The sequence below is a fragment of the Lentihominibacter hominis genome, from assembly GCF_014385065.1.
Taxonomy (GTDB): Bacteria; Bacillota; Clostridia; order Peptostreptococcales; family Anaerovoracaceae; genus Lentihominibacter; species Lentihominibacter hominis.
In genome coordinates this window covers 593,422-618,708 of the sequence record NZ_JACRTA010000001.1, presented here as the reverse complement: position 1 = coordinate 618,708, position 25,287 = coordinate 593,422, and the positions used below count along the sequence as shown (strand labels likewise).

At 40.4% G+C, this 25,287-nt stretch carries 24 protein-coding genes; 17 read left to right on the top strand and 7 right to left on the bottom strand.

Going from position 1 to position 25,287, the window contains the following annotated elements; all coding sequences use genetic code 11:
* The first annotated feature begins 3 nt into the window (after positions 1 to 3).
* From H8692_RS02970 to H8692_RS02935, 8 genes are all read left to right on the top strand, one after another.
* The gene (locus tag H8692_RS02970; RefSeq protein WP_243206878.1) at positions 4 to 2,877 is read left to right on the top strand and encodes a UPF0182 family membrane protein; all 2,874 of its coding nucleotides are present in this window, start codon (positions 4 to 6) and stop codon (positions 2,875 to 2,877) included.
* 105 nt (positions 2,878 to 2,982) lie between these two features.
* Positions 2,983 to 4,899, top strand: coding sequence for a type I glutamate--ammonia ligase (locus tag H8692_RS02965; protein WP_187524957.1), 1,917 nt, complete (start codon positions 2,983 to 2,985; stop codon positions 4,897 to 4,899).
* Positions 4,900 to 4,920: 21 nt separating this feature from the next.
* Positions 4,921 to 6,198, top strand: a complete 1,278-nt coding sequence (gene serS, locus H8692_RS02960) for a serine--tRNA ligase (RefSeq protein WP_177267752.1) — start codon at positions 4,921 to 4,923, stop codon at positions 6,196 to 6,198.
* 33 nt (positions 6,199 to 6,231) lie between these two features.
* Entirely contained in the window at positions 6,232 to 7,326 is a 1,095-nt protein-coding gene (locus H8692_RS02955) for a putative NPN-dependent ornithine cyclodeaminase (protein ID WP_187524956.1), read from the top strand.
* Positions 7,327 to 7,353: 27 nt separating this feature from the next.
* Positions 7,354 to 8,544: a pyridoxal phosphate-dependent aminotransferase gene (locus H8692_RS02950; RefSeq protein ID WP_177267750.1), complete on the top strand. Its 1,191-nt coding sequence runs from the start codon at positions 7,354 to 7,356 to the stop codon at positions 8,542 to 8,544.
* A gap of 144 nt (positions 8,545 to 8,688) precedes the next feature.
* Complete coding sequence (locus H8692_RS02945) at positions 8,689 to 9,714, top strand: C40 family peptidase (RefSeq protein WP_187524955.1); 1,026 nt, start codon at positions 8,689 to 8,691, stop codon at positions 9,712 to 9,714.
* Positions 9,715 to 9,847: 133 nt separating this feature from the next.
* Positions 9,848 to 11,086 carry an iron-containing alcohol dehydrogenase gene (locus H8692_RS02940; protein WP_187524954.1) on the top strand — a complete coding sequence of 413 codons (1,239 nt, stop codon included), beginning with the start codon at positions 9,848 to 9,850 and terminating at the stop codon, positions 11,084 to 11,086.
* Between the two features lie 210 nt (positions 11,087 to 11,296).
* Positions 11,297 to 11,593, top strand: coding sequence for a DUF2325 domain-containing protein (locus H8692_RS02935; RefSeq protein ID WP_177267747.1), 297 nt, complete (start codon positions 11,297 to 11,299; stop codon positions 11,591 to 11,593).
* A gap of 91 nt (positions 11,594 to 11,684) precedes the next feature.
* On the opposite strand, the gene H8692_RS02930 is transcribed toward H8692_RS02935, so the two are convergent.
* The 5 genes from H8692_RS02930 to H8692_RS02910 form a co-directional block, all read right to left on the bottom strand.
* On the bottom strand, positions 11,685 to 12,704 hold the full coding sequence (locus H8692_RS02930; protein ID WP_187524953.1) for a molybdopterin-binding protein: 1,020 nt from the start codon (positions 12,702 to 12,704) through the stop codon (positions 11,685 to 11,687).
* Entirely contained in the window at positions 12,704 to 13,363 is a 660-nt protein-coding gene (locus H8692_RS02925) for an ATP-binding cassette domain-containing protein (protein ID WP_177267745.1), read from the bottom strand. Before H8692_RS02925 ends, H8692_RS02930 begins: the two co-directional genes overlap by 1 nt.
* A 2-nt stretch (positions 13,364 to 13,365) precedes the next feature.
* The gene (gene modB, locus H8692_RS02920; RefSeq protein ID WP_207722938.1) at positions 13,366 to 14,034 is read right to left on the bottom strand and encodes a molybdate ABC transporter permease subunit; all 669 of its coding nucleotides are present in this window, start codon (positions 14,032 to 14,034) and stop codon (positions 13,366 to 13,368) included.
* Between the two features lie 47 nt (positions 14,035 to 14,081).
* Positions 14,082 to 14,867, bottom strand: a complete 786-nt coding sequence (modA, locus tag H8692_RS02915; protein ID WP_177267744.1) for a molybdate ABC transporter substrate-binding protein — start codon at positions 14,865 to 14,867, stop codon at positions 14,082 to 14,084.
* A gap of 179 nt (positions 14,868 to 15,046) precedes the next feature.
* Entirely contained in the window at positions 15,047 to 15,856 is an 810-nt protein-coding gene (locus H8692_RS02910) for a hypothetical protein (RefSeq protein ID WP_187524952.1), read from the bottom strand.
* Positions 15,857 to 16,252: 396 nt separating this feature from the next.
* Here H8692_RS02910 and H8692_RS02905 point away from each other — a divergent pair, with 396 nt between their 5' ends.
* The 9 genes from H8692_RS02905 to H8692_RS02865 all read left to right on the top strand — a co-directional run bounded on the left by H8692_RS02905 (position 16,253) and on the right by H8692_RS02865 (position 24,257).
* Complete coding sequence (locus H8692_RS02905; RefSeq protein ID WP_177267742.1) at positions 16,253 to 16,912, top strand: class I SAM-dependent methyltransferase; 660 nt, start codon at positions 16,253 to 16,255, stop codon at positions 16,910 to 16,912.
* A 78-nt stretch (positions 16,913 to 16,990) separates the two neighbouring features.
* A complete protein-coding gene (locus tag H8692_RS02900) occupies positions 16,991 to 17,818 on the top strand; it encodes an XdhC family protein (protein WP_177267741.1) in 828 nt (275 codons plus the stop codon).
* 2 nt (positions 17,819 to 17,820) lie between these two features.
* On the top strand, positions 17,821 to 19,062 hold the full coding sequence (locus tag H8692_RS02895) for a histidine phosphatase family protein (protein ID WP_187524951.1): 1,242 nt from the start codon (positions 17,821 to 17,823) through the stop codon (positions 19,060 to 19,062).
* Between the two features lie 257 nt (positions 19,063 to 19,319).
* On the top strand, positions 19,320 to 20,645 hold the full coding sequence (gene rsxC / locus H8692_RS02890; RefSeq protein WP_187524950.1) for an electron transport complex subunit RsxC: 1,326 nt from the start codon (positions 19,320 to 19,322) through the stop codon (positions 20,643 to 20,645).
* A complete protein-coding gene (locus tag H8692_RS02885; protein ID WP_177267738.1) occupies positions 20,638 to 21,624 on the top strand; it encodes an RnfABCDGE type electron transport complex subunit D in 987 nt (328 codons plus the stop codon). The genes rsxC and H8692_RS02885 overlap by 8 nt, the downstream gene beginning before the upstream one ends.
* Positions 21,614 to 22,165, top strand: a complete 552-nt coding sequence (locus tag H8692_RS02880) for an RnfABCDGE type electron transport complex subunit G (protein ID WP_177267737.1) — start codon at positions 21,614 to 21,616, stop codon at positions 22,163 to 22,165. Before H8692_RS02885 ends, H8692_RS02880 begins: the two co-directional genes overlap by 11 nt.
* Entirely contained in the window at positions 22,165 to 22,845 is a 681-nt protein-coding gene (gene rsxE / locus H8692_RS02875; RefSeq protein ID WP_177267736.1) for an electron transport complex subunit RsxE, read from the top strand. The genes H8692_RS02880 and rsxE overlap by 1 nt, the downstream gene beginning before the upstream one ends.
* Complete coding sequence (locus H8692_RS02870; protein WP_177267735.1) at positions 22,845 to 23,438, top strand: electron transport complex protein RnfA; 594 nt, start codon at positions 22,845 to 22,847, stop codon at positions 23,436 to 23,438. The genes rsxE and H8692_RS02870 overlap by 1 nt, the downstream gene beginning before the upstream one ends.
* Positions 23,439 to 23,450: 12 nt before the next feature.
* The gene (locus H8692_RS02865; RefSeq protein WP_346727727.1) at positions 23,451 to 24,257 is read left to right on the top strand and encodes an RnfABCDGE type electron transport complex subunit B; all 807 of its coding nucleotides are present in this window, start codon (positions 23,451 to 23,453) and stop codon (positions 24,255 to 24,257) included.
* A 102-nt stretch (positions 24,258 to 24,359) separates the two neighbouring features.
* Here the strand turns inward: H8692_RS02865 and H8692_RS02860 are convergent, their stop codons facing one another.
* Both H8692_RS02860 and H8692_RS02855 read right to left on the bottom strand, forming a co-directional pair.
* Positions 24,360 to 24,866, bottom strand: coding sequence for a Gx transporter family protein (locus H8692_RS02860; RefSeq protein ID WP_243206877.1), 507 nt, complete (start codon positions 24,864 to 24,866; stop codon positions 24,360 to 24,362).
* Between the two features lie 45 nt (positions 24,867 to 24,911).
* The gene (locus tag H8692_RS02855) at positions 24,912 to 25,274 is read right to left on the bottom strand and encodes a NusG domain II-containing protein (protein ID WP_177267733.1); all 363 of its coding nucleotides are present in this window, start codon (positions 25,272 to 25,274) and stop codon (positions 24,912 to 24,914) included.
* Positions 25,275 to 25,287: the final 13 nt, after the last annotated feature.

The following is a 25,287-nucleotide window of genomic DNA, read 5'->3' as shown; positions in this document are numbered from 1 at the left end:
ATTTTGGCGAAGGAGAAGAAAAAGAGAAGACCTGTGTTATGGGTTGTTATCGCAGTTGTTATTATTTTAATGTTGTTTTTAAGCCTTATAGGGTTTATCACTGATTTTCTTTGGTTTAAAGAACTGGATTATGTATCAGTGTTTTTTACAAAGCTTTTTACACAGCTGAAGATAGGTGTGCCTACTTTTGTGGTGGTGACCTTTCTTGCTTATGTATATCTTAAGTTTCTCAAAAGAGGATATTTTAAAAAGATATCTTCTGATGAGCCTGTAAATCACGGAAGGCTGAATTTAATTTCATGGGGACTTGCAGCGGTTTACGGAGCTATAACTACTTTTTTTGCTGTTACGAAATTGTGGTTTGATTTTCTGCAGTTTACTAATAGTACGGATTTTGATATAAAAGATCCGTTATATAATATGGATATATCTTTCTATGTTTTCAGACTGGATTTTATAGAAGAGATAAATCAGATCGTCCTTGTATTATTGATAGCCTTTGCAGTTTTGACAGTTATATATTATTCTGTCCTGTTGTCTATGAGAACCCCGAAAATATTTGAGGAGAATGGGCGGGAATCTAATGATACAGATGATAGATCATCGGCAGGTTCCGGATTCGACAGTATAAACGGTATGTTTGGAAAATTTGCTGAATCTTTCACCGGAAAAACAGCAGGCGGAGGTTTTAAAAAGCCTTCCGGAAGAAACAGAGCTTTGGATAATAAGAATCTGAAGATGTTGGTTTCCATTGCAGAAAAACAGCTTATAATAGTAGGCGTTCTGTTTTTTATAATGGTAGGCGTAAACTTTTTTCTGAAGCAGTATAATTTGTTGTTCGGGAGTACCGGTGCCGTATACGGAGCAGGATTTACTGATGTTAATATAACGCTGTGGATCTACAGAGTGATTATGGTACTGTCAATATTGGCGGCTATTGGTTTTGCGGTGGGAATAAAAAAGAAACAGGTAAAGCCTGCAGTAACTGTTCCGGTGATCATGATAGCAGTGGGCCTTCTGGGAACAGGAGCATCGCTGGTGGTTCAGAATCTTATTGTTACTCCGGATGAAATAGATAAGGAAAGCAAATATCTTGAGAGAAATATAGAATTTACACAGTCGGCATACGGGTTGAATGATGTTAATCTGAAAGCTTTTGAGGCCAGCAATGATCTGACGGGAGAAGATATCAGCAATAATGAAGAGACCATTTCCAATATCAGAATCAACGATTACACACCTGCCAATACTTTCTACAATCAGACACAGAGTATTAAGCAATACTACTCATTTAATGATGTAGATGTAGACAGATATATGATAAATGGAGACTATACACAGACATTCCTCTCTGCCAGAGAAATTGATGAAAGTGCCATAAAAGATACATGGCTTAATAAACATCTTAAATATACTCACGGATATGGTATAACTCTTTCGAGGGTCGATAAGATAACTGCCAGCGGTCAGCCTGACATGCTCATAGGGGGCATTCCTCCTGTATCTGATGTAGAAGAGATCAGTGTGACAAGGCCTGAGATATATTATGGAGAACTTACAAACAATTATGTTCTTGTGAATACATCAGAAGATGAATTTGATTATCCTGACGGAAACGAAAATAAATATACTAAATATGAAGGCGATGCAGGCATAAAGCTGAATCCTTTAAACAGATTTATGTTTGCTTTAAAAGAACGCAGCCTTAAAATGCTGGTATCCGGAAATATTAAAAATGATTCAAAGATATTGATAAACCGTAATATTAAGGAAAGAGTACAGGATATAATGCCATATCTGCAGTACGATAAGGAACCTTATATGGTGGTAGTGGAAGGTAGACTTTTCTGGATAATTGATGCTTATACTTATACGGATAAATATCCTTATTCAGAACCGTTTAGCGAGACTTCGGCTACAAATTATATAAGAAATTCAGTAAAAGTGGTTATAGATGCTTATAATGGGACGACTGATTATTATATCGTAGATGACACTGATCCTATTGCTCAGAATTTTAAGAAGATATTCCCGGATCTGTTTAAAGATTTGGAAGATATGCCGGAAGGTATACGCGCTCACATCAGATATCCGAGTACACTTTTGGATATTCAGGCACAGGTATATCAGAGATATCACATGAATGATGTGAAAGTGTTCTATCAAAATGAGGACCTCTGGCAAATATCCAGTGAAATATACGGTACGGAAGAGCAGGCAATGACTCCGAACTATTATATAATGAAGCTTCCTGGAGAGGAAAAGGCTGAATTTGTTAATTCTATACCGTTTACTCCTAAGGATAAGAAAAATCTCATGGGCCTTTTGGTAGCGAGAAATGACGGTGAGAATTACGGAGAGTTGGTATTGTACCAGATGCCGAAGAGCAAGACTGTATATGGTCCTATGCAGGTAGAGGCGCAAATAGACCAGAATACTGAGATTTCAAAAGAATTCTCTCTTTGGAATTCGTCAGGATCTAAATACAGCAGAGGAAATATGTTCGTTGTTCCTATTGAAGATTCACTGCTCTATATAGAACCGGTTTATCTGGAAGCTACGAATTCCAGCATTCCGGAGGTAAAGAGAGTTATAGTTGCTTACGGGGACAGGATTGCTTACGAACCTACATTGGCTGAAGCTCTCAATTCTCTGTTTGGAGAAGGCAGTGCGCATGAGAGTCCGGACAGCGGCAGTGCGGCAGGAGGAACAAGCGAAGATAAAAACAGCAGTGAACAGCTGAGTCAGACTGAAATAATAGCCAATGCCCAAGAAGCCTTTGATAATGCACAGAAGGCACAGCAAGACGGTGACTGGGCAAAATACGGCGAATATCTTAATGAACTGGATAAGTATCTAACTATGTTAAGTGAATAAGATAAGACTATCGTTCAGGACATTCCCTTTACTCCGATTAGGTTTGACGGGAATGTTCTGTCGTATTTCAGGAAGGAAACAATAATTTGTAAAGGAGATAGATCTATGTTATCGTACGACTTGAATAAGATGCTCTATATTATTCCGGCTGATAAACACAGTCCGGGGGATGTCAGCAGTATACTCAACGCTCATCCCGAAGTAAAATTTGTGTCGCTTGTGGGGATTGATATAGGTGGACATGATACCGATGAAAAGATACCGGTGGAAGAATTCTTAGCAGATATGGAAAAATTTCTTAAAAATGGAGTTCAGACAGACGGCTCCAGTGTAGTTCTTCCCAAAATAGCCAAATTGAATAATGCCAAGGTTGATATTATTCCCGATACAACGGTAAACTGGTTCGTTGATCATAATTTCAACTACCCTGATCCGATGACGGGGCTGCCTGTGGGGACTTTAAGAATACCGTCGTCTCTCATACATAATGATTCAGAAAGAGTTGGATCCAGAGTCATACTAAGAGATGCAATAAAAAATTTCAAGGAAGACCTCATGGATCTTTTGAGAGAAAATCCATATGTATTCGAATATCTCGATATAGACAGTGTAGATGATATAGAAAAGCTGGTAATAACAGCAGCTACAGAGCTGGAATTTTGGGTGAAGACGCCTGACGATGATGCCGACAGAGAACAGCTTTCAACAGCGCAAATGTTAAAAGAGCAATATTGGAAAAGGACTACGGGACCTGTTAGAACAGCATTGGAAGAAGTAATGCTTGTGCTTCAGAAATATGGCTTTAATATGGAGATGGGGCATAAGGAAGTCGGAGGAGTAAAGGCAAAGCTGGGGAATTCAGGTAATTATGATCATGTTATGGAGCAGCTCGAGATAGACTGGAAATATTCTTCTGCTATACAGGCAGCTGATAATGAGAATCAGGTTAAATATGTTGTAAGAGATATATTCAGAACATATGGTTTGGAAGTGACTTTCATGGCAAAACCGGTAGAAGGTGTCGCCGGAAACGGAGAACATACTCATATGGGAGTTGCGGCTAAATTAAAAGACGGAAGAATGGTAAACCTTTTTTCGCCTGCAGATCTTGAAAATGAGTTTCTGAGCCCGGTGGGCTTTGGAGCCTTAATGGGGCTGCTGAAAAATTACGATGTGATAAATCCGTTTGTAAGCTCAACAAATGATTCTCTCAATAGATTAAAACCGGGGTATGAAGCTCCGGTCTGCACTGTGACATCACTGGGGCACAGTGCTAAGATGCCGTCAAGGAACAGAACAGTATTGGTGGGATTGGTCAGAGAGATAGGCAATACTATGGCTACAAGATTTGAGTTGAGATCACCTAATCCGAAAAGTAACACATATCTGGTGCTCGCTGCGTCATATATGGCGATGCTGGATGGGATTAAGGAGGCTCTTGAGCATAGCAAAACACCTGCTGACCTTGAGAAGTCCATTTCTAAGGCTTATGGTGAGAAGGACTTTTACCTTGATACAGACAGGATATACAGAAGCGAAAAAGATGTGTTCGACGAATACACTGAGAAAGAAAGAGATGAATTTTTCGGAAAAGCTCCAAGAACTGTATGGGAAAATATCAAAGCTTTTGATGAGAATCCTGAGAAGCTTGATATATTCAAAAGAGATGATGTGATGACAGACATAACGCTGGACTCATACAGAGAAGCTATAAGAGCGCAATGGGCTACGGAACTTCATGATAGAATAATTCCCGATACCATGGATTTTGTCAGAGCCTGCAGTAAAGCCCATGATGATATGGATTGTGTGGATTATGACAGACATTATTGGGAGAAGATACAGAGACTGAGAAATCAGCTGGGCAGAGATACCTTGGATGAAATGTGTCTCCTCACAAGGATTAAGAAAGCTCTTGACCGAGGGGATTATGATCAGGCATCTGATATGCAGATCGAAATGCAGGCAAAGGTTGAAGAGCTAATGAATCTGTATATAATATACAAGAAAAACTTGTTTTAATTTTTGACGGAGGAAGAGAATATGTTGGATATCAAGCGAATAAGAGAAGATTTTGAGAACGTCAAAAAGGCTGTTGAATCCAGAGGGCAAGGGGATTTCGGCATTGACGATGTAGTGGCATATGATAAGAAAAGAAGAGCGCTGCTTGCAGAAGTGGAACAAATGAAAAACAGGCAGAGTGTATCTTCAAAGCAGATTCCGGTAATGAAGAAAGAGGGCAGAGACACTGCTGAACTAATGGCGGAGATGAAAAAGCTCTCTGAGGAGATCAAAGTTCTTGATGCTGAGGTGAGTCAGGTTGAAGCAGATCTTAAAGATGCGCTCCTTAACATCCCCAACACACCTCATAAAGATGTGCAGGTGGGAGCAGATGACAGTGATAACGTAGAGTTGAGAAAATGGGGAGAACCAAGGGAATTTGATTTTGAACAGAAAGCTCACTGGGATGTGGGAGCTGATTTGGATATATTGGATTTTGAAAGAGCGGCCAAGATTTCCGGGACAAGATTTACTGTATACAAAGGTTTAGGCGCCAGATTGGAAAGATCAGTAATAAACTTTATGCTTAATCTTCATACAGAAGAACATGGATTTACGGAAATATTGCCACCTTTTATGGTTAATAGAGATGCGATGACAGGAACAGGGCAGCTTCCTAAATTTGAAGATGATATGTTTCATGTGCCGGCAAAGGATTTCTTCCTTATACCTACTGCCGAAGTCCCTGTTACTAATCTCAGAGCAAACGAGATAATGAGTGAGTCAGAGCTGCCTGTATATTATACAGCTTATACTCCATGTTTCAGGAAAGAAGCAGGCTCTGCCGGAAGAGATACAAGAGGACTCATAAGGCAGCACCAGTTTAACAAGGTGGAACTTGTGAAGTTCGTTAAGCCGGAAACTTCGTATGATGAGCTTGAGTCGTTGACAAATGCGGCGGAGACAGTTCTTCAGAAACTGGATATACCTTACAGAGTAGTACGTCTTTCGACGGGGGATTTGGGATTTTCTTCTGCAATGACTTATGATATTGAAGTGTGGATGCCAAGCTACGGAAGGTATGTGGAGATATCTTCCTGTAGCAATTTTGAAGGTTTTCAGGCAAGAAGAGCCAATATAAGATTCAGACCTGAGGAAAAGGGAAAACCTGAATTTGTGCATACTCTTAACGGTTCAGGTCTTGCAGTGGGAAGAACTGTGGCCGCAATATTAGAGAATTATCAGCAGGCCGACGGATCAGTAATCATCCCGGAAGCTCTCAGAACATATATGGGTATAGATAAGATTGAGAAAAAATAGGAGTTATTTCAGGCAGAAAGGGATACAAAAACAATGACATTTAAACTTGGTCAGTATATAGGGCCGGACTTTTCACAGGATATATTTAAAAATGCTCCGGAGGCTGAACTTAAAGCAGCGCCTAAAGACATGACAGCTCCGGAAGGATTTCATGCAACATCTATTTATCCCGAATATTTTAAGGTAGGGAATAAGTGGATACTTCCCGAAGACTCACGTATGGACTGTGTCGCTATATATGAAGAAGGGAAAATATATATACGCGAGTTCAGAAATATAAAAAAGGGTGATATGATTTTTCTGGGAAGAACTGAAAAATGTGAAGATGGAATTTATGTTAATGAAAACAGTTTTTTATTCCATGATCAGGATGAGGATGAACGCACTACGTTTTCTTTCAGACAGGGAAGAAGTAGGGAAACTGCTTTTTCTCACGATTACAGCAGCCTTTATGAGCTTTTGAAATATGAAAAACAATATGGACATATTACATGGGTGCTGGGTCCTGCGTGTGCTTTTGATGCCGAAGCCAGAGATGCTTTTTCAAAGCTTATAGAGCGCGGATATGTCCATTCTTTGCTGGCGGGAAATGCTCTGGCTACACATGATCTTGAGGCGGGGTATCTGGAAACTGCGCTGGGACAGAATATCAGGAATCAAAAACCGCATTTTAACGGTCATTACAATCATATAGATACCATAAACAAAGTAAATTTGTACGGCTCTATACCTGAATTTATAAAAAGAGAGAATATAGCAGATGGCATTATGTACAGTTGTGTAAAAAATGATGTACCTTTCGTGCTCAATGGTTCTATAAGGGATGATGGCCCTCTTCCCGAGGTATACGAACATACATATATAGGACAGGATGCTATAAGAAGCCACATAAGGAAAACTACGACGGTGATAGGCATGGCTACAGTGCTTCACACCATAGCGGCAGGAAACATGACTCCAAGTTACAGGGTTCTTGAAGATGGAACAGTACGTCCTGTATATTTTTATGCAGTAGATACATCTGAGTTTGCGGTGAATAAATTGTCGGATAGGGGTAGCTTATCGGCAAAGGGGATTGTCACTAATGTTCAGGATTTTGTATGTAATCTGGCAAAAAATCTGAAATAAATTTTATAAGGAAAGGAATCGTTAATTATGATAGCAGAAAAGATGAAACCTCTTATGGCCAATAATTCAGCTATAAGGACTATGTTTGAAGAAGGCGATAAGATGAGAGCTGAGCATGGAGCAGAAAACGTATATGACTTCAGTCTGGGGAATCCTGACGCGCCTGTTCCTTCAGAGATAAAACAGGCTATTATTGATATACTGAATGAGGAAGATCCTGTAACACTTCATGGTTATATGAGCAACGCAGGTTTTGAAGATGTGAGAGAGTCTATAGCGCAGTCACTTAACAGACGGTTTGGAACATCATTTGGAAGCGGCAATATTCTTATGACTGTCGGAGCTGCCAGCGGGCTCAATGTAGCTCTTAAAACTATACTGAATCCGGGAGAAGAAGTAATAATTTTTGCTCCGTATTTTCTGGAATACAATTGGTATGTAGATAATTATGACGGGAAAGTGGTGCAGGCTCCTACGGATAAAAATACATTCTACCCTGATCTTGAAAGCTTTGAGAAACTCATAACAGATAAGACGAGAGTAGTGCTTCTGAATACCCCTAACAATCCTACAGGAGTAATCTATAAAGAGGATACGATAAAGAAGATTGCAGAAATCCTGGAAAGAAAGCAGAAAGAACTGGGAAGGACGATATTTATAATTTCTGATGAGCCTTACAGAGAGTTAGCATATGGCGGTATTGAAGTACCGTATGTTACAAAGTATTATAATAATACTATCGTAGCATATTCCTACAGTAAGTCTCTGTCGCTTCCGGGGGAAAGAATAGGCTATCTGGTAATTCCTTCAGAGCTTGAAGACAGTGAATTTGTGTTTGATACAGCTTCTAACGCTAACAGGATAATAGGATGTGTAAATGCACCATCTCTGCAGCAGAAGGTTATAGGAAGATGTGTGGATGTACAGGTAGATCTTGACTATTATGACAGAAATCGAACATCTCTGTATGAAGGCTTGAAAGCGTGTGGATTTGATTGTGTAAAACCGGAGGGAGCTTTCTATATGTTCCTTAAATCACCGGTAGAGGACGAAAATGATTTTTGCGCTGCCGCCAAGAAGTATAATATTCTTATGGTACCGGGAACTGCTTTTGCCTGCCCTGGATATGTTCGTCTGGCATATTGTGTGTCCCATGAAACGATAGTAAATTCAATGGATGGCTTTAGAAATTTGGCGAAAGAATATGGTTTGCTTTGATGAACTGAACATATATTCCGCAGAGAACATAAATTGAAGTTTATGTGAAGATGCCTGCATCCGGGTTTAAAGCAAGCCTCTGTTAAGGTATAATAAACCAGTGTTATGTTGTAGTAAGATGATGATATTAACAAAGGCGGAACTATGATTACAAGTTTGAAGAATTACAAAAAAGTTCTTATTGGAGCGGCAGTTGTAATTCTGGCGATTGCATCGGTGGTCGTTCTGAATTTTACTAAACCTTATGCTGTTTATGCGGACGGAACAAAGGTAGAAGACCCATATGTTGTGAAGGCCGGAGATGAAGAACTGTTTCTGGTTGAGGATTCTGAGACAGCGGAACGGGTTATAGAAACTGTTCTTAAAGAATATACTCCTGACGGCGCACAGGTCAATTCGGTTACAGTCGATAAGAAGCTGAGTACCGATGATAAGAATCTTAAGCGTGGAGAAGAGTCGCCAATGGTTCTTACAGAGGAAGAAGCTGTGGATTATATCCTTGAACAGAATAATACAGACGAACCTCTTTTTTCGGTTACTATAAATGCTGAAATAGGTTCTGTTCAGTCAGTTGAGTCGGAAACGACATATGAGGACAGTGAAGATCTTTATAAAGGTCAGAGTAAAGTCAAGAGTGAAGGATCAGACGGTGATCAGATCGTTACCAATCAGGTTACCAGTGTCAATGGTGCGGTTCTCACATCACAAGTAGTTGACACAGCTCTTATCAATGAATCGGTAGATACTGTAGTTTATAAGGGAATAAAAGAACGGCCTAAAGATACTGTAAGAACTGATTACGGCGGAAAGGTTATGGGAAGCGGAAATGGCGTAACAGTAGCAAATTTTGCTTTGCAATTCGTTGGAAATCCTTATAAATACGGAGGAACGAGCCTTACTAACGGGGCCGATTGTTCCGGATTCGTGCAGAGTGTATATGCAAAGTTCGGCATATCGCTGCCCAGAACGGTAGGTCCTCAGTCACATTGCGGAAAAGGTGTTTCTTATAGCGAAGCACAGCCGGGAGATCTCATCTGTTATTCAGGGCATATAGGTATTTATATAGGAGGAGGAAACATAGTGCATGCGGCCAATTCCAGAAAAGGAATAATTGTTTCCACAGCTAAGAGTTATGGCGCAATTACTGCGGTAAGAAGGATTATTGAATAGTAATCTGAATAGATAGCAATAGTGAGGCTGTTGTATTAAGGAAAATAACTTAATGCAGAGCCTCTTTTTGATTATCATATAATGAAATAATGACTTTTTGATATTTAGAAAACCGGATAAAGAGGAAAATGACATGTATAAGATATTATGCAGAGTGTTTCAGGTATTTATGAAGGTCGCTATGTATATGCTGCCGTGGTATACTCCTGAAATCATAGAAGGCAGTGTGAGCGGCAGTGAATTGATCTCAGATATGAAGAAAAGGGATATAAATAGGGTTTTGGTAGTAATGGGGCCACATATGCTAAAAAGAGGCCTTCCTTTGTCTATGCTGGAAAATATGGCTCATATGGGTATAATGTATCAGGTCTTTGATAGAATTACTCCTGACCCTACTGACGCACAGGTTGAAGATGGTGTGAAGTTGTATAATCAGATAGACGGCCAGGGAATAGTTTTGTTTGGGGGCGGTTCTCCTATGGATTGCGGTAAAGCTATTGCAGCTCGCATAGCAAGACCTTCAAAATCAGTAAAAAAGTTGCAAGGGATACTGAGAGTGCATTCCAGAAAACGTGTTCCTATAATGTGGGCTGTACCGACTACTGCAGGTACCGGATCGGAAACCACAATGGCGGCTGTGATCACTGACAGAAAAACAAATCGAAAAAAGTCGATAAACGATGTTTCTATAATACCACATATATGTGTTTTTGATGCATCATTAACCATAGGTCTGCCCCCGGACATAACAGCTTATACAGGTATGGATGCGTTATGTCATGCAGTGGAGGCTTATACAAACAGCAGTTATAATACTGATTTGGAGGATCATATGGCGCAGCGGTCTGTAAAATTGATACATGACAATATTCTCGGGGCGTACTCAGACGGGACAAATTTATTTTACAGAAAAAATATGCAGACAGCGGCTTTTTACGCCGGAAGGGCTTTCACAAGGGGCTGTGTTGGATATGTGCATGCTATTGGTCATGCTATTGGAGGATTGTATAAAATCCCTCATGGAAAAACAATGGCTATATTACTTCCGCATGTAATGAGGGCATATGGAAAAAACGCTGAGAAAAAGCTTGCTGATTTGTCGGATATCTGTGGGCTTTCAACGGACTGTGAGATTCCGGTAAGTGAAAAATCACAGCTTTTTATAAATTGGATTGAGTCTGTGAATCGGAAGATGTCAATTCCTTCCGGTTTTGACTGTATTAAGGAAAAGGATATACAAATCATCGTGCGATGGGCTCTTGAAGAGGCTAATCCGCTCTATCCTGTACCAAAGGTATTTGGTAAAAATCAGATCATTGCGGTTATAAGGAAGGTCATGTTAGATAATAGTATTCATGCAGATTTCATATAACTTTTATTGCCAAATTTATTGACAAAATTTTAAACTTATAGTATTATAATAAACAAGTTAGTTAATAATAACTTAAAACCCCTAAATAATTTAATAACAAAAGGCGTATATATGGGTATATTAAAATCATACCCATATATTTAAAAAAATAGGTTAGTAAAAACTAACTAAATGACATAAAAAACAAGAGGTTAAGGATGGGAGGATACAATGAGCGTTGTAATTATAGGCGGACATGAGAGGATGGTCCGTCAGTATGAAGAAATATGTGAGAAGCATGGATGTAATGCCAAAGTTTTTGTCAAAGAACGGAGCGGATTCAAAAAAAATCTCGGTACGCCTGATCTTATGATATTGTTGACCAATACAGTGTCGCATAAGATGGTTAAGAGTGCCGTGAACGAGGCTAAAAGAAATAAAATTCAGATAGCCAGAGCGCATAGCAGCAGCGCTTCGGCACTGACAAATATACTTCAGCAACATGGAGCCGAACCTGTCAGTATGTAGATAATAAAAAACATCTATCATAAAAGAGCACACATAAAAGAAGCTATCGAATTGGCGCAGATTTTCGCCATTTCGATAGCTTCTTTAATTATTAAACTTTACCAAATCCACATACAGGGAATGTACATACTTTACAGTTAAGGCACAGACCGCCGTGAGCCAGTTTGTTTATATCCTGCTTGGTTATGCGCTCGCCTGCCAAAAGTCTGGGCACGATCAGATCAAAGATGCTGGTACGGCTGTACATTACACATCCCGGAAGACCCACAACAGGTATATCGTTTATATATGAAAGCATAAACATGGCTCCGGGGAGAACAGGGGCTCCATAACTGATAACTTCCCCACCTGCCCGTCTTATTCCCGCAGGTGTTCTGTCATCAGGATCAACTGACATACCGCCTGTTATACCGATGATGTCCATTCCTTCTTTTATAAGCTGATTTATGCAGTCAGCGATCATTTTTTCATCGTCATCAGCAAAAAGCTGCTTTTCCACCTTGCTTCCCAGATGTCCGAATTTTTTTATAAGTACAGGTCCGAAAGCATCTTCTATTATACCATTATATACTTCACTTCCGGTGGTTACAACGCCAACGCGCATTTCTTTGAGAGGTATGATTTTTATAATAGGTTCCCCGGCTAATATAGCTTCGGCTTTGCAGAGAATATCTTCTGATACGAAAAGAGGGATTATTCTTGTCCCAGCCAGTTTTTCTCCTTTTCTTACTACGATGTTCTCATGTATGGTGGCAAACATTATTTCATCTTGAGAGACTAATTGAAAAAGTTTTTCTTTGTCTATTTTCAGAAGACCGTCAACAGCCGCTTTGAGCTCTATTTTTCCTTCCGAAGGTTCCGTAAGGTCTATTCCTTCCCCTGCCGCCTTCGAAGCTATTCTGTATGCAGCTTCATTTTCATGTACATCTGTATCGTTTTTTTCAAGAACAAACAGGTGCTTTTTACCCATAGATAAGAGAATAGGTATGTCGTCTTCAGTAATAATATGTCCTTTTTTAAATTTGGGACCTTTATACTGACCGGGGATTATCTGGGTCAAATCATGGGCCAGCACAGTTCCTACAGCCTGATTTACAGCAACTTCTTTCATTAGAGTATCCTGCCTTCCTTTAACGTTATATTCTTATCAGCGAAGAGTTGAGTTTCGCGGTGATTATGAGTTATAAGTATAGTGGGAATATTGAGAGATTCTTTAAAATCTCTGAACTCATCATATATTTTGCTCTTTGTATTTTCGTCCAGTGCAGAAAAAGGTTCGTCAAGAAGAAGCAGCGACGGCCTTGTCACCATAGCTCTGGCAAGAGCAACACGTTGCTTTTCTCCGCCCGATATAGCATTTGAGTTTTTGTCAGCCAGATGTGAAAGACCAAGGGTCTCCATCATATAACCGGCATACTCGAGAAGCTCTTTTCTGGTAGCCTTTTTTTTATATTCGCGTTTATTTTTAAGTCCATACAGTATATTTTGTTTCACGGTCATATTAGGGAACAAAGCGTAGTTCTGAAAAAGATAGCCTATATTTCTTTTTTCTGCAGGGATATTTACTTTATCAGTATGACTGAAAAGAACTTTTTCGTCAATAGTGATCTTTCCTTCGTCGGCAGTGACAATGCCTGCAAGACAATTGAGTATCGTGGTTTTACCGGCACCGGAAGATCCCTCTATTACAAGAAGCTCATTTTCTATAGAAAATTCTACATCCAGATCAAAGTAATTTAGTTTTTTAAACAGTTTGAATGAGACTCCCATGATCACCAGCCTCCTTTATGATTTTTCTTTTTCAGCCACATATTAAGGCCAAAGACAAGAGCAAAACTGAATACTACCATTATGGCCACGAGAGCAGATGCCTTTTCATCTTTTCCTACTACTACAGCATAATATATAGCTGTTGGTATGGTTTGAGTTTTGCCCGGTATATTTCCTGCGAGCATTAGAGTGGCTCCGAATTCACCCAAGGCTCTGGCGAAAGTAAGTACAATACCACTGACGATACCGGGTCCGGACAAAGGAAATGTGACGGTTCTGAATACTTTAAAAGGGCTGCTTCCCAAAGTCTTTGCAGCCAGCTCATAGCTGTGATCCACACTTTGAAAGGCACCCTTGGCATTTTGATACATGAGGGGTAGGGCCACTACTGAAGCGGCTATAACACAAGCTACCCATGTGAATACTACCTGTACTCCGAATGTATCCAGAAGAAAGGCCCCAATAGGGCCTCTCTTTCCGAAAACTTTTAAAAGCAGATAACCTACTATCGATGGGGGAAGAATCATGGGAAGGATAAGTATGGTTTCCCAGATGTTCTTACCCGGAACTTTTCTCTTTGTAAGCAGGTAGGCAAAGAAGACTCCCAGAAAAAAGGCGATTACTGTCGCAATAAGAGCAACTTTTACGGATAAAATAATTGGTTCAAACATAATTGTTATTTACCTTACTACCTTTTAGTTTGTTATATTGATATAAGTTATTTTACTGTGAATCCGTATTTTTCGAATACTTCCTTAGCAAAATCACTCTGCATGAAATCATAGAAATCTGCTGCCGATTCTGACTGAGGAGCATCTTTGAGTATAGCTGCAGGATATACGATAGGGTCATGAAGACTTTCATCAACATCTCCTATAATAGCACCTTTTTCTTTATCTATCATTTCGGCATCGGTTCTGTATACAAAACCGCAGTCTGCATTACCCTCTTCAACGTAGTTGAGTACTGCTCGTACATCTTTTGCTTCAACCAACTTTCCTGATATCTGATCAGTTATTCCCATGTTTTCAAAAACCTGACTTGCATATTTTCCGGCAGGAACAGTATTAGGTTCACCGATAGCTATAGTTTCTACGGCATCAGTTGTCAAACTGTCCATAGTTATGGAATCTTTTTTCTCTATTGTGGAAATAAGGGTAAGAGTATTCAAAAGAAGATCTTTCCTTGTGTCAGTATCAATATAATCCCCTTCTTCCAGCTGATCCATATTGGCTTTTGAAGCTGAAATAAAAATATCGCAAGGAGCTCCGCCTTCGATCTGCTGTACCAGATCTCCCGAGCCTGCATAGCTTGGTGTGATAGTGCAGTCTGCGTCTTTTTCATATTCTTCGATGATTTCATCAAGAGCATCTGTCAGGCTTGCTGCAGCCAATACTGTGACTTCGGGTTTTTCTGCGTCATCATCTTTGCTGCCGCATCCTGCCATAAGAAGCATGGACATAATAAGAACAGCAGCTGTCGCAAATGTTAATATCTTTTTCATATTTCCTCCTGTAATAATATAATTATTAAATGATAAAGTATGAATCTTCATAGTAGATTCATACTAATTTTAACATAAAAATAAACAATCAATGTTGTTTAAACAACATTGATTGTTTTTAATTTGCTATTTTTATGAGAATTAATTTGCTGTTATTCACAGCAAGTATGAGATTGCTGTCAATTCCAGAAAAGCTGAAGAAGTATGTCTTTCAGCTCTTTCATATTGGTGAGTCTTTCAGACTCAGAAGGTAAAGGTGAGGGTTCTGATGAAGACCCTCCGCACGGAAGTCCGCATTCAGTACAGTTGCCACTGCATTCTTCCGGCTGGTCTTTGACTTTTTCATGGTCATGGTGATGTTCGTGGATCATATGAGTATTGGAATTCCCCATTCCATATATGAGCTCTAATATATGTACTGCGTCTTTTCCCTGATTTTTTAATGAATCTCTGCAGTCAATGCAGTATGTCAGGTAAGGAAAACGTCCGCTATCTTTTTCATGAAGGGTGACTCCCATATTTTCAGCTAATTCAATAACCGCAGATCTCGCATCGCTGCTGCTTTGGCTGGGATCATATATCGTATAATTTTCAGAATTACAGCCTCCGCTTATTTTTAATTCCTGAAGATGCTCGTAAAGAGAAATGACGGTAATAGCCGGATAGTTTTTTTTCAGAGTATCCAGACATGTCATACATGCTGTAACTATAGTGGGGTTTCCCATTTCTTCCCATTTTTCTTTTATGTCCAAGGAACCGCAGTATTGTATGAGAATAGCAGTATCGGGATTTTGGAAACGAAGCGAGTCGTAAGCCTTTACGACTATTTCCGGTTCAGCTGCACAGAGACGGCACCCCGGAAGAAAAGCGTAGCTGCATGCCTCGTATTCTTTTCCTGATAAGAGATTTATAGGTTTTTTGGCCAGTAGAATATCTTCTTTTGTTTTCTTTATATCTTGATTACAGTCATGGAAGAAAAAATTACACATATTTGCACCTCTTGATTTTGTATAGTCTGATTATATCATATGAAAATAAATGTTAGTCAAATAAAATCAAAAAAGAAAAAGTGCGTAGTCAGACTTGGCATATGTGTCTGCTTCGCACAAGTGGTACTTTATAAAGTAATTTTGCTGTTGAACTCACATGGCCGGCGGCTCATGTGAAAAATCGGAGTTTATTGTTTATGATGCAATTTTACGTTGACAGCAGTCCTTTTGTCAATATGAATGTTGTTGGAACAACAAAAATAATCTTAAAAATGAAAGCATGTTTAAATAATGAGACCATGTCTCTTGATTCATAACTTGATGACGGATATAATAATTATCAAGTGAAGCGTATAAAGGAGGGTGTGATGTCTCTGAGACATTGCGGTGAATAAAATGATATCATGGAGACCAGAAAATTTCTGTACTGCCGATAAAGCTTTAGAGCTTGCCGGATTTAAAAAGGGGAGCAGAATCCTGGATATAGGGTGCGGAGACGGAGATATTGTAGCATATCTTGCCAGAAAGTGCGGCATGTTGGCGGAAGGGATAGATATGAATCTTTCTGCTGTCAGCGCTGCTAAGGAAAAATACCCTGAAATAGATGTAAGATTCGGAGATGGGGAGTTCTTAGATGAATATTCGTCATTTACATTTGACGGTGTTTTTATGCAGCGAGTGCTTACTCTTATAAATATACCTGATGAAGCTCTTCATGAAGCGTATTGTGTATTGAAGAGGGGCGGCAAGCTTGTAATCTCGGATGCTTATTACAAAAATCCTGATCCAAAGCAGCTTAAGGCTCTGAGAATAGAGGCGCAGAGGCTTAGCAAAATACCGCGTAAAGAGGGCGACTGTGAAGAGAATCCCGTGAGATTTGTTGATTTCAGGTTGAATAATATCTTGTTTGCGGAACCGCTTAAAAGACAATTAGAAGAGATCGGATACAGGATAAGTAGTTTTGAGGATATAGATGTGGAGCCCGATGAACGTGTCTTGGAAAATGGCAAAAATGGTATAGGGTACTTTATGATGGTTGCTGAAAAGCCATTATAGATTTTATACTGTGTAGTAAGAATAGATATAGAACAGAAGGCAGGTAAACGGCGATGTATAGTTTGAAAGGAAAGGAATATGTCAGAACAGTTATCATATTATGCCAGAGATCTAATTGAACAGGGAGAAGATTTCGTTATTGCCAAAGTAGTCGATACAAAAGGATCAGCCCCGAGGAAAAAAGGGGCAGTACTTTTGATGAAGGAAGACGGAACGACGATAGGTACGGTAGGAGGAGGGCTTCTCGAAGCTGAAACCGAAAAGCTGTGTCGGAATACATTCGCAACAAAGGAAAAGAGCCGTATATATGAATTCACGTTGGATGAAAAACAAAAAGGTGCTCTTGATATGGGATGCGGGGGAGACGCCGTTATACAGGTTCAATATATACAAGCCGCTGATCCGGGAGATTTTATCGAAGAGTTTAAGTTGGCGAGCACTGCTTATATTTTCGGCGGAGGTCATATCGCATATGCTCTTGAACCGGTCCTCAGGCATGTGGACTTCAGGACTGTGGTAATAGATGACAGGGCTGAATATGCTAATAGTGAGAGGTTTCCTTATGCAGACAGAACTATAGTAGTAAAGGATTTTGATGACGCTTTTAATGAAATACAGACTGATGATGACAGTTATATAATAATTGTAACAAGGGGTCACAGAGGTGATCTTAAGGTATTGAGACAGGCGCTGCAAAGACCGTTTGCGTACTTGGGAATGATAGGAAGCAGAAGAAAAAACAGTCTTTTGTATGACGTTCTGAGAGAAGAAGGCGTTACGGAAAAGCAAATTTCCCAGATTCATGCACCTATAGGGCTTTCGATAGGATCGGAGACTCCGGAAGAGATTGCTGTAAGTATAGTTGCTGAAATAATTAGTGAGAGAGCAGGACGGAATAAGGTATAGCTATGAAAAAGGCTCAGAAAGAAAAAAGGCAAAGTTCTTTTGCCGCAATAATATTGGCAGCCGGCTATTCGTCCAGAATGAAAAGCTTTAAACCGTTGCTTCCTATAGGGGAGCTTACAGCAGTGGAGAGGCTGATGAGCAGTGTCAGGGCAGCCGGGATAGATGATATTATTGTTGTTACAGGCTACAGCAGAGAACGGCTGCAGCCTGTTTTAAATATGTCAGGCGCAGAAGAAGCATATAATGAAAGATATGATTCAGGTATGTTTTCTTCTGTTCAGAAAGGGATAAAACGGGCAGATGAGTTGTTCCCTTCTGCATCCGGTTATTTTCTTATGCCTGCAGACTGCCCGCTTATAGACAGTGACGTAATAGCGACAATGTCAGCACAGATAGAAAAACATCATGATTTCTTTTGTGTTCCTACTTTTGAAGGAAAGAAAGGCCATCCTCTGTTTATTCCGCATATATACAGCGATGAGATCTGCAGATATGAGGGAAGTGGAGGACTGAAAGCTATAACTGATAAATATTGGGATAAAATGACGAGGATACCTGTAAGACAGGAAGGCTGTCTGCTGGATATGGATACGCCTGCTGGTTATCATGATATTCTAAGTTTCTGGAATAATGGATGCAAACGTGAAGAACTTAGGGATTTAGCGCAGGGAAGGCGTATATTTCTCATAAGGCATGGTGAAACGAGGCAGCACTGTGAAAAAATGTTGATAGGACAGTATGATGTTCCTCTCAGCCGTGAGGGGAGAAGACAGATCGTTGAGTCGGCGTCTGATCTTTTATTATATCATCCGCAGGTGGAAGCTATATATTCCAGCGATCTCAAACGCGCCGAGGAGTCGGCTGAGATACTGAGACATTATTTATCTCAGGAAACCGGACATATAAGGATAGTGAAGGAAAAAGGCTTCAGAGAGATATCCTTAGGGGATTGGGACGGACAGCCTGTAAGCAGAATAAGGGAACAGTATCCGGATGAATACAGACGGCGTGGAGAAGATATATTTTCTTTCAAAATAGGCAATACTGCAGAAAACTTTTACGATATGCAATATAGAGCAGTATCAGCCCTGAGAGAGATAATGAAAAAGGATACTTCCGGTGATCTTATGATTGTTGCTCACAGCGGAGTAATAAGAGCTCTGGAAAATAACCTTAAAGGCATGCGTGTGGATGATATGTGGGAGCATGTTCCTAAGGGCAGATTTACCTTGATAAAAATTTGAGACACCCTTATCTGGCAAATTTTCAGAAAAAATTTTTTTATTTTTTGACTAAATCTTTCATATATATATAGTGCTTGGACAACAAAATGACATGCTTATAATTATCTTCATGTCAATAGCTTTTAAATAATGCTTGTGATATAATTCATTTTATACGGGAAATCCAATAGCTATAAAAATCACATTGACACCTATATCATCGACCTGTGGATTAAGATCACAGAAAAGAAGAATGGGAAAGAAAGAGAGGTTTTTAAATGGAAAAAAAGGTGAGGTCTTTGAACAGCATCAAGGTAAGTCATGAAAAAAAGACGGCCAGCTGCATTACCGAAAAGATGTCTGTTCCTGAAACCGTCTGTATTTCCATGGCTCAGCATATAGGAGCTCCATGCAAACCATTGGTTGCTAAAGGAGACTCTGTTAAAGTGGGTCAGATAATAGGGGATACAGATGCGTTTGTGAGTGCTCCGATACATTCCAGCGTATCGGGTACAGTCAAAGAAATTTCATCAATCAGATCTATCACAGGAGGAGAGGATCAGGTCATCATCATAGAGACTGATGGCAGACAGGATTTATGGCAAAGGATTAAGCCGCCTGTCATAAATGATCAGAAAGATTTTGTAAAGGCGATAAGAGCCAGCGGACTTGTGGGGCTGGGCGGAGCATCATTTCCGACTCATATCAAGTTTAATCCGAAAAATCTGGATCAGGTAGATACTCTGATAGTTAACGGAGCAGAATGTGAACCCTTTATAACGTCAGACCACAGATTGATGCTGGAAGATACAGAGTATATCATAAAAGGCATACTGGCAACCATGAAAAATCTGGATCTGAAAAGAGTTTACATAGGCGTAGAGGAAAACAAACCTGATGCTATAAGCAAACTGAAGGAAGCAATAGGAAATTCGGGGCATTCTCAGGATATAGAGGTAAAAGTTTTGAATTCCAGATATCCGCAAGGCGCCGAGAGAGTAATGGTATACGAGATAACCGGAAAACCCCTGAATGCCGGAGTATTGCCTGCAGATCTCGGAATACTTCTTTCGAATATAACTACTATAGCATTTATAGGTCAGTATCTGGAGACAGGAAGGCCTCTTACTGCTAAGCGTATAACAGTAGACGGCAATGCAGTGGCAGAGCCTAAGAATATAATAGTTCCTATCGGAACGAGGATCTTCGATGTAGTCAAAGCCTGCGGGGGATATAAGGCAGAGCCGAGAAAAATACTGATGGGAGGTCCTATGATGGGAAGAGCTGTATATTCCGATGCTTTTCCTATAGTAAAAAACAATAATGCCATATTGATATTTGACGGTCCGCAGGCGCTTATCCCTGAGGAGACCGGATGTATAAAATGCGGGATGTGTATTAAAGCATGCCCGTTTGGCCTGTTGCCGGTATCTCTGGCAGAGGCTTACGAAAGAAAAGATATCGAGAGGCTTAAACGATTACAGGTCACCGAATGTATGGAATGCGGAAGCTGTTCATATATTTGTCCTGCGAGACGTCCATTGAGCTTTATGCATAAGATGGCTAAAGGATTGTTGAAGGAGGTGGCAAGTAATAATGGATAACAGATATCACGGGAATTTAGAAGTATCGTCGGCGCCTCATCTGGTTAGCCCTGTAAATACGGCTAAAATAATGGGAATGGTACTCATAGCTCTGGCGCCTGCTTTTGGAGTGGGGATATATCAGTTCGGATACAGAGCTGCAATGCTCACACTTGTATGTGTGGCGGCATGTGTACTGTTTGAGTATCTGATGAATAAAATAATGAAGAAGGAACAGACTGTAAGGGATCTCAGCGCAGTTGTAACAGGTGTGCTGTTGGCATTTAATCTCCCTTCGGGTCTGCCTTATTGGATTGCCATAGTAGGATGTTTCGCTGCTATAGTAGTCATTAAACAGCTTTTTGGAGGCATCGGACAGAATCTGGTGAATCCGGCTGTAACAGCGCGAATATTTTTGTTTATGTCTTTTGCCACGGAGATGACTACGTGGCCCACTGCAAGAGGCACAGGATTCGACACAGTGACATCGGCAACACCGCTCGGGCAGCTTTCGCTGGGAGGAGCAGACAGTGTGTCAGCATCGAATTTAGATTTGTTCCTCGGAAACGTAGGGGGCTGCATAGGAGAAGTCAGTGCCTGTGCACTGCTTATCGGGGGCATTTTTCTTATATTCACAAGGATTATATCTATACATATCCCCTTGAGTTTTCTTGCTACTGTCTTTGTATGCGGATTTATCTGGGGAGGTTTTGACGGAGCTGTATTCCATCTGTGCGCCGGCGGCGTAATGCTGGGAGCGTTTTTCTGCGCCACTGATTATGTGACATCTCCTATGCTTCCTCTGGGGAAAGTGATATTCGGTATCGGCTGTGGTCTGTTTACCATACTTATAAGATTATTTGCATCATATCCTGAGGGTGTGTCTTTTGCTATATTGCTCATGAATATCCTTACTCCTTATATAGACAGAATTACGGAAAAAATCATGTTCAGAGTGCCTAAAAAGGCGGTGGAAGGAGATGCCGGAAATGAAAAATAGCGTTTTTAGAGAAAATGTTTTTCCGGTGATCGTTCTGGTATGCATATGCCTGATCACCACACTGGCTTTAGCAGGTACATATAACGTGGCTAATCCCAAGATAGTTGAGAATCAGCGTAAGGAAGCTGATGAGGCAAGAATGCTGGTGCTTCCTTCCGGTGATAGTTTTACCCAGTATGAGGGTAAGCTGAGCGAGGGTGTTATAGACTGTTATATTGCTGACAATAAATCCGGTATGGCAGTTACAGCGGAGTATAAAGGTTTTGGGGGGAATGTTGAAGTTATGGTGGGTATAGATGCCGGAGGCAATGTAACCGGTGTTACTGTAACTAATCATTCAGAGACTCCCGGTCTTGGGACAAAAGCTATGACTGAAAAATATCTTTCTCAGTACGGAGGATTAAATCAGGTTACCGGCGGTCATATAAAAGATGATCCTGATATAGATGCGATTACAGGAGCGACTATCACGTCCAATGCAGTATATTGCTCAGTGGAAGAAGCCTTGGAGCAATTTGATGAATGTGGAGGTGTTAAGTAATGAGTAAATTGCAGATAATGACAAAGGGTATCATAAAAGAGAACCCCGTATTAGTGCTTTTGCTGGGTACGTGCCCTACATTGGCAACTACAACAAGTGCTGTAAACGGACTTGGTATGGGGGTTTCTACAATGGCTGTGCTTATATGCTCAAACATTGTGATATCGCTTTTGAAAAAAGTTATTCCGGGTAAGGTGAGAATCCCTTGTTATATAGTAGTTATTGCCGGATTTGTAACAATAGTACAGCTGTTGCTGAAAGCATACCTGCCGGCTCTTGATTCAGCGTTGGGATTGTTTATTCCTCTTATAGTAGTAAACTGTATAATTTTAGGAAGAGCAGAGATGTTCGCCTCTAAAAACAGCGTTATAGATTCTGCTCTTGACGGTTTGGGAATGGGCATCGGTTTTACTTTGGCTCTTGGAATTATGGGGCTTATCAGAGAGTTTTTTGGAAGTGGAACTGTTTTTAATATTTCTGTTTATGCCGGGACATCAATAACGCCTGCCGGTATTTTTATGTTAGCTCCCGGCGGTTTCTTTGTCTTTGCCATATTAGTGGCGGCGGTTAATTATTTTACGAAGGATAAGTCTGTACGGAAGAAAGAATTCGGGTGTAAAGGCTGCATGATGGCAGATTCATGTGGTGCTGCATGTGAGAGGAAGGAGGCTGATGAGTAATGACAAGTATTCTTATCATAATGTTTTCAGTTATTCTTACCAATAATTTTGTGTTATCTCAGTTTCTTGGAATATGTCCGTTTCTTGGAGTTTCCAAAAAGCTTGATTCTGCTGTCGGAATGGGAGTAGCGGTAACTTTTGTAATGGTGCTGGCTACTGCAGCCACGTGGCCGATAGAAGTTTACATTTTGGACAGATATGATATGGGATATCTGCAGACTGTGGTGTTTATTTTGGTTATAGCCTCACTGGTACAGCTTGTGGAGATGACCTTGAAGAAATATATGCCGCCTCTTTACAAGAGTCTCGGCGTCTTTCTTCCGCTTATTACAACTAACTGTGCTGTATTGGGTGTCACTATAATGAATATCACAGATGGATATAATTATATTGAGTCATTGTTTTGCTCCGTAGGGGCAGGAATAGGATTCCTGCTGGCTATGGTATTGTTCGCAGGACTGAGAGAAAAACTTGAAAACTGCAAAGGCATTCCTGACTGTTTTCAGGGTGTTCCTATCACATTGATAACTGCGTCTGTTCTTTCCATGGCATTCATGGGATTTTCAGGTGTAGTTGAAGGAATATTCGGTTAGGAGGTGTATGGAGTGTCAACAATAATAATACCGGCTGCTATAGTGGCGGTAATAGGTTTAATAGCAGCTATCATTCTTACCATAGCATCTAAACTTATGTATGTAACTGTTGATGAGAGAGTTGCAGCTATCAGGGAGGTGCTTCCGGGAGCAAACTGCGGAGCATGTGGGTTTAAAGGCTGCGATGATTATGCCGCAGCATTTTCAAAAGATCCGGGGCTCAGTACAGCTCTGTGTCCGGTAGGAGGAGCTGAGGTCGCGACACAGATTGCGGGAATTATGGGAGAGGATGCTGCAGAAGCTGAACCTAAAGTGGCGATGGTGATGTGTCAGGGAAGCTATGGTGTTACAAGACAGATCATGGAGGATGATAGGATATATACTTGTAAAGAAGCCAAGATGTTTTACGGGGGACAGTGGGCATGCCCTTATGGCTGTCTGGGCTTGGGTGACTGTTATAATGTATGTAAATTCGAAGCTGTCACTGTATGTAATGGCGTAGCTAAAATAGACCGGGAAAAGTGTGTAGGGTGCGGAGCCTGTGAGGAAGCGTGTCCTAACAATATCATATCTATGGTGAAGAAAAAGAATCTTGTATTCGTAGCCTGCAAATCTCTGGAAAAAGGCGCTAAGACAAGGAAATTATGCTCCATGGGATGTATAGGATGTATGAAATGTCAGAAGATCTGTAAGTTTGATGCTGTAAGAGTAGAGAACAATGTAGCGAAAGTAGACTTGGAAGCTTGTAGGAACTGTGGGATGTGTGAGAAAGAGTGTCCTACGGGAGCTATAGTTAATTACAGAAAGCGAAAGGTTTAAGTTAAGTCTTGTATAGAGGCAGAACAGATCTGCAGAAATGTGAGATCCGGCAGCTAAGCGGATATGAGCTGTCGGATTTTATTCTTTATTTGAAGAAAAACTTTATCGGAAGTCAATTGGGAGTTTTTTTAGTACAAGATACGCAAGTATGCCGATTACAGCTCCGCTAATAACTCCTGATATTATGAGAACAGGGAAATAGACAAAGACTTTAATGTTTGATACGAGAAAAGCTGCAGCAAAGAGCTGACCCAGATTATGTGCTACCCCTCCTGCCATTGAAACTCCGGTTACAGAGAATATACAGGTTTTTTTAAGGAGTATCATTATTAGCATACTGAGGAGTGCTCCTGCCAGAGAATAGAATGTTCCGAATAATCCTGAGAAAAGCAATCCTCCGATAAATATTCTGATAATATTTACCAGCAGGGCATATCCTGCTCCCAGTAAGTACAGAACTACGATTACAGCAAGATTGGCTATACCGAGCTTTATGCCGGGTATTGCCGGAGCAAAAGGGATCAGGACTTCAATATATGAGAATATTAAAGCCAGCGCAGCCAGAAGAGCCGTTGTGGTTATTTTTTTAGTTTTATTTGGTGTTTCCATTTTGTCTCTTTTTCTTTTCATCACGTTGGTTTGATATAGTATAATTTATCGTGCGATAGTATCGTATTGTCGAGTGTTTCCTGATATTTCAAGAAGTATTCTGTTGGGCAGACAGACGATAGTTTCTCCTGTATGTGATATAGCTTCCTGCTGTATGCAGTCCTGCCCTGGGCAGTCAGAAAAACTCATTGAAACAGTCCCCTTATTTATAATGACCTTATTGATATGTTCGCCGCAGTTTATGGTTATTTCTCTGTCTTTTTCAAGGGAATAAGAGCCGAATATTTCTCCGTCGCAGCTTATTTCAAGTGTGTTGCCGGCGGACTGTCCGAAAGAAAATATATATGATATGGCGAGGCCTGCTGCGATAAGTGTAGCAGCTAATATTATATCAGCCTTTTTAAACATAATCACCTCCGGA

What these genes read in the sequence shown, in the direction of transcription:
- H8692_RS02955 (WP_187524956.1), top strand. Translation starts at nt 6,232, where the DNA reads ATGACATTTAAACTTGGTCAGTATATAGGGCCGGACTTTTCACAGGAT.
- H8692_RS02965 (WP_187524957.1), top strand. Translation starts at nt 2,983, where the DNA reads ATGTTATCGTACGACTTGAATAAGATGCTCTATATTATTCCGGCTGAT.
- H8692_RS02950 (WP_177267750.1), top strand. Translation starts at nt 7,354, where the DNA reads ATGATAGCAGAAAAGATGAAACCTCTTATGGCCAATAATTCAGCTATA.
- H8692_RS02870 (WP_177267735.1), top strand. Translation starts at nt 22,845, where the DNA reads ATGACAAGTATTCTTATCATAATGTTTTCAGTTATTCTTACCAATAAT.
- H8692_RS02885 (WP_177267738.1), top strand. Translation starts at nt 20,638, where the DNA reads ATGGATAACAGATATCACGGGAATTTAGAAGTATCGTCGGCGCCTCAT.
- H8692_RS02910 (WP_187524952.1), bottom strand. Translation starts at nt 15,856, where the DNA reads ATGTGTAATTTTTTCTTCCATGACTGTAATCAAGATATAAAGAAAACA.
- H8692_RS02935 (WP_177267747.1), top strand. Translation starts at nt 11,297, where the DNA reads ATGAGCGTTGTAATTATAGGCGGACATGAGAGGATGGTCCGTCAGTAT.
- serS (WP_177267752.1), top strand. Translation starts at nt 4,921, where the DNA reads ATGTTGGATATCAAGCGAATAAGAGAAGATTTTGAGAACGTCAAAAAG.
- H8692_RS02900 (WP_177267741.1), top strand. Translation starts at nt 16,991, where the DNA reads ATGTCAGAACAGTTATCATATTATGCCAGAGATCTAATTGAACAGGGA.
- H8692_RS02930 (WP_187524953.1), bottom strand. Translation starts at nt 12,704, where the DNA reads ATGAAAGAAGTTGCTGTAAATCAGGCTGTAGGAACTGTGCTGGCCCAT.
- rsxC (WP_187524950.1), top strand. Translation starts at nt 19,320, where the DNA reads ATGGAAAAAAAGGTGAGGTCTTTGAACAGCATCAAGGTAAGTCATGAA.
- H8692_RS02945 (WP_187524955.1), top strand. Translation starts at nt 8,689, where the DNA reads ATGATTACAAGTTTGAAGAATTACAAAAAAGTTCTTATTGGAGCGGCA.
- H8692_RS02880 (WP_177267737.1), top strand. Translation starts at nt 21,614, where the DNA reads ATGAAAAATAGCGTTTTTAGAGAAAATGTTTTTCCGGTGATCGTTCTG.
- H8692_RS02855 (WP_177267733.1), bottom strand. Translation starts at nt 25,274, where the DNA reads ATGTTTAAAAAGGCTGATATAATATTAGCTGCTACACTTATCGCAGCA.
- modA (WP_177267744.1), bottom strand. Translation starts at nt 14,867, where the DNA reads ATGAAAAAGATATTAACATTTGCGACAGCTGCTGTTCTTATTATGTCC.
- rsxE (WP_177267736.1), top strand. Translation starts at nt 22,165, where the DNA reads ATGAGTAAATTGCAGATAATGACAAAGGGTATCATAAAAGAGAACCCC.
- modB (WP_207722938.1), bottom strand. Translation starts at nt 14,034, where the DNA reads ATGTTTGAACCAATTATTTTATCCGTAAAAGTTGCTCTTATTGCGACA.
- H8692_RS02860 (WP_243206877.1), bottom strand. Translation starts at nt 24,866, where the DNA reads ATGGAAACACCAAATAAAACTAAAAAAATAACCACAACGGCTCTTCTG.
- H8692_RS02895 (WP_187524951.1), top strand. Translation starts at nt 17,821, where the DNA reads ATGAAAAAGGCTCAGAAAGAAAAAAGGCAAAGTTCTTTTGCCGCAATA.
- H8692_RS02925 (WP_177267745.1), bottom strand. Translation starts at nt 13,363, where the DNA reads ATGGGAGTCTCATTCAAACTGTTTAAAAAACTAAATTACTTTGATCTG.
- H8692_RS02940 (WP_187524954.1), top strand. Translation starts at nt 9,848, where the DNA reads ATGTATAAGATATTATGCAGAGTGTTTCAGGTATTTATGAAGGTCGCT.
- H8692_RS02905 (WP_177267742.1), top strand. Translation starts at nt 16,253, where the DNA reads ATGATATCATGGAGACCAGAAAATTTCTGTACTGCCGATAAAGCTTTA.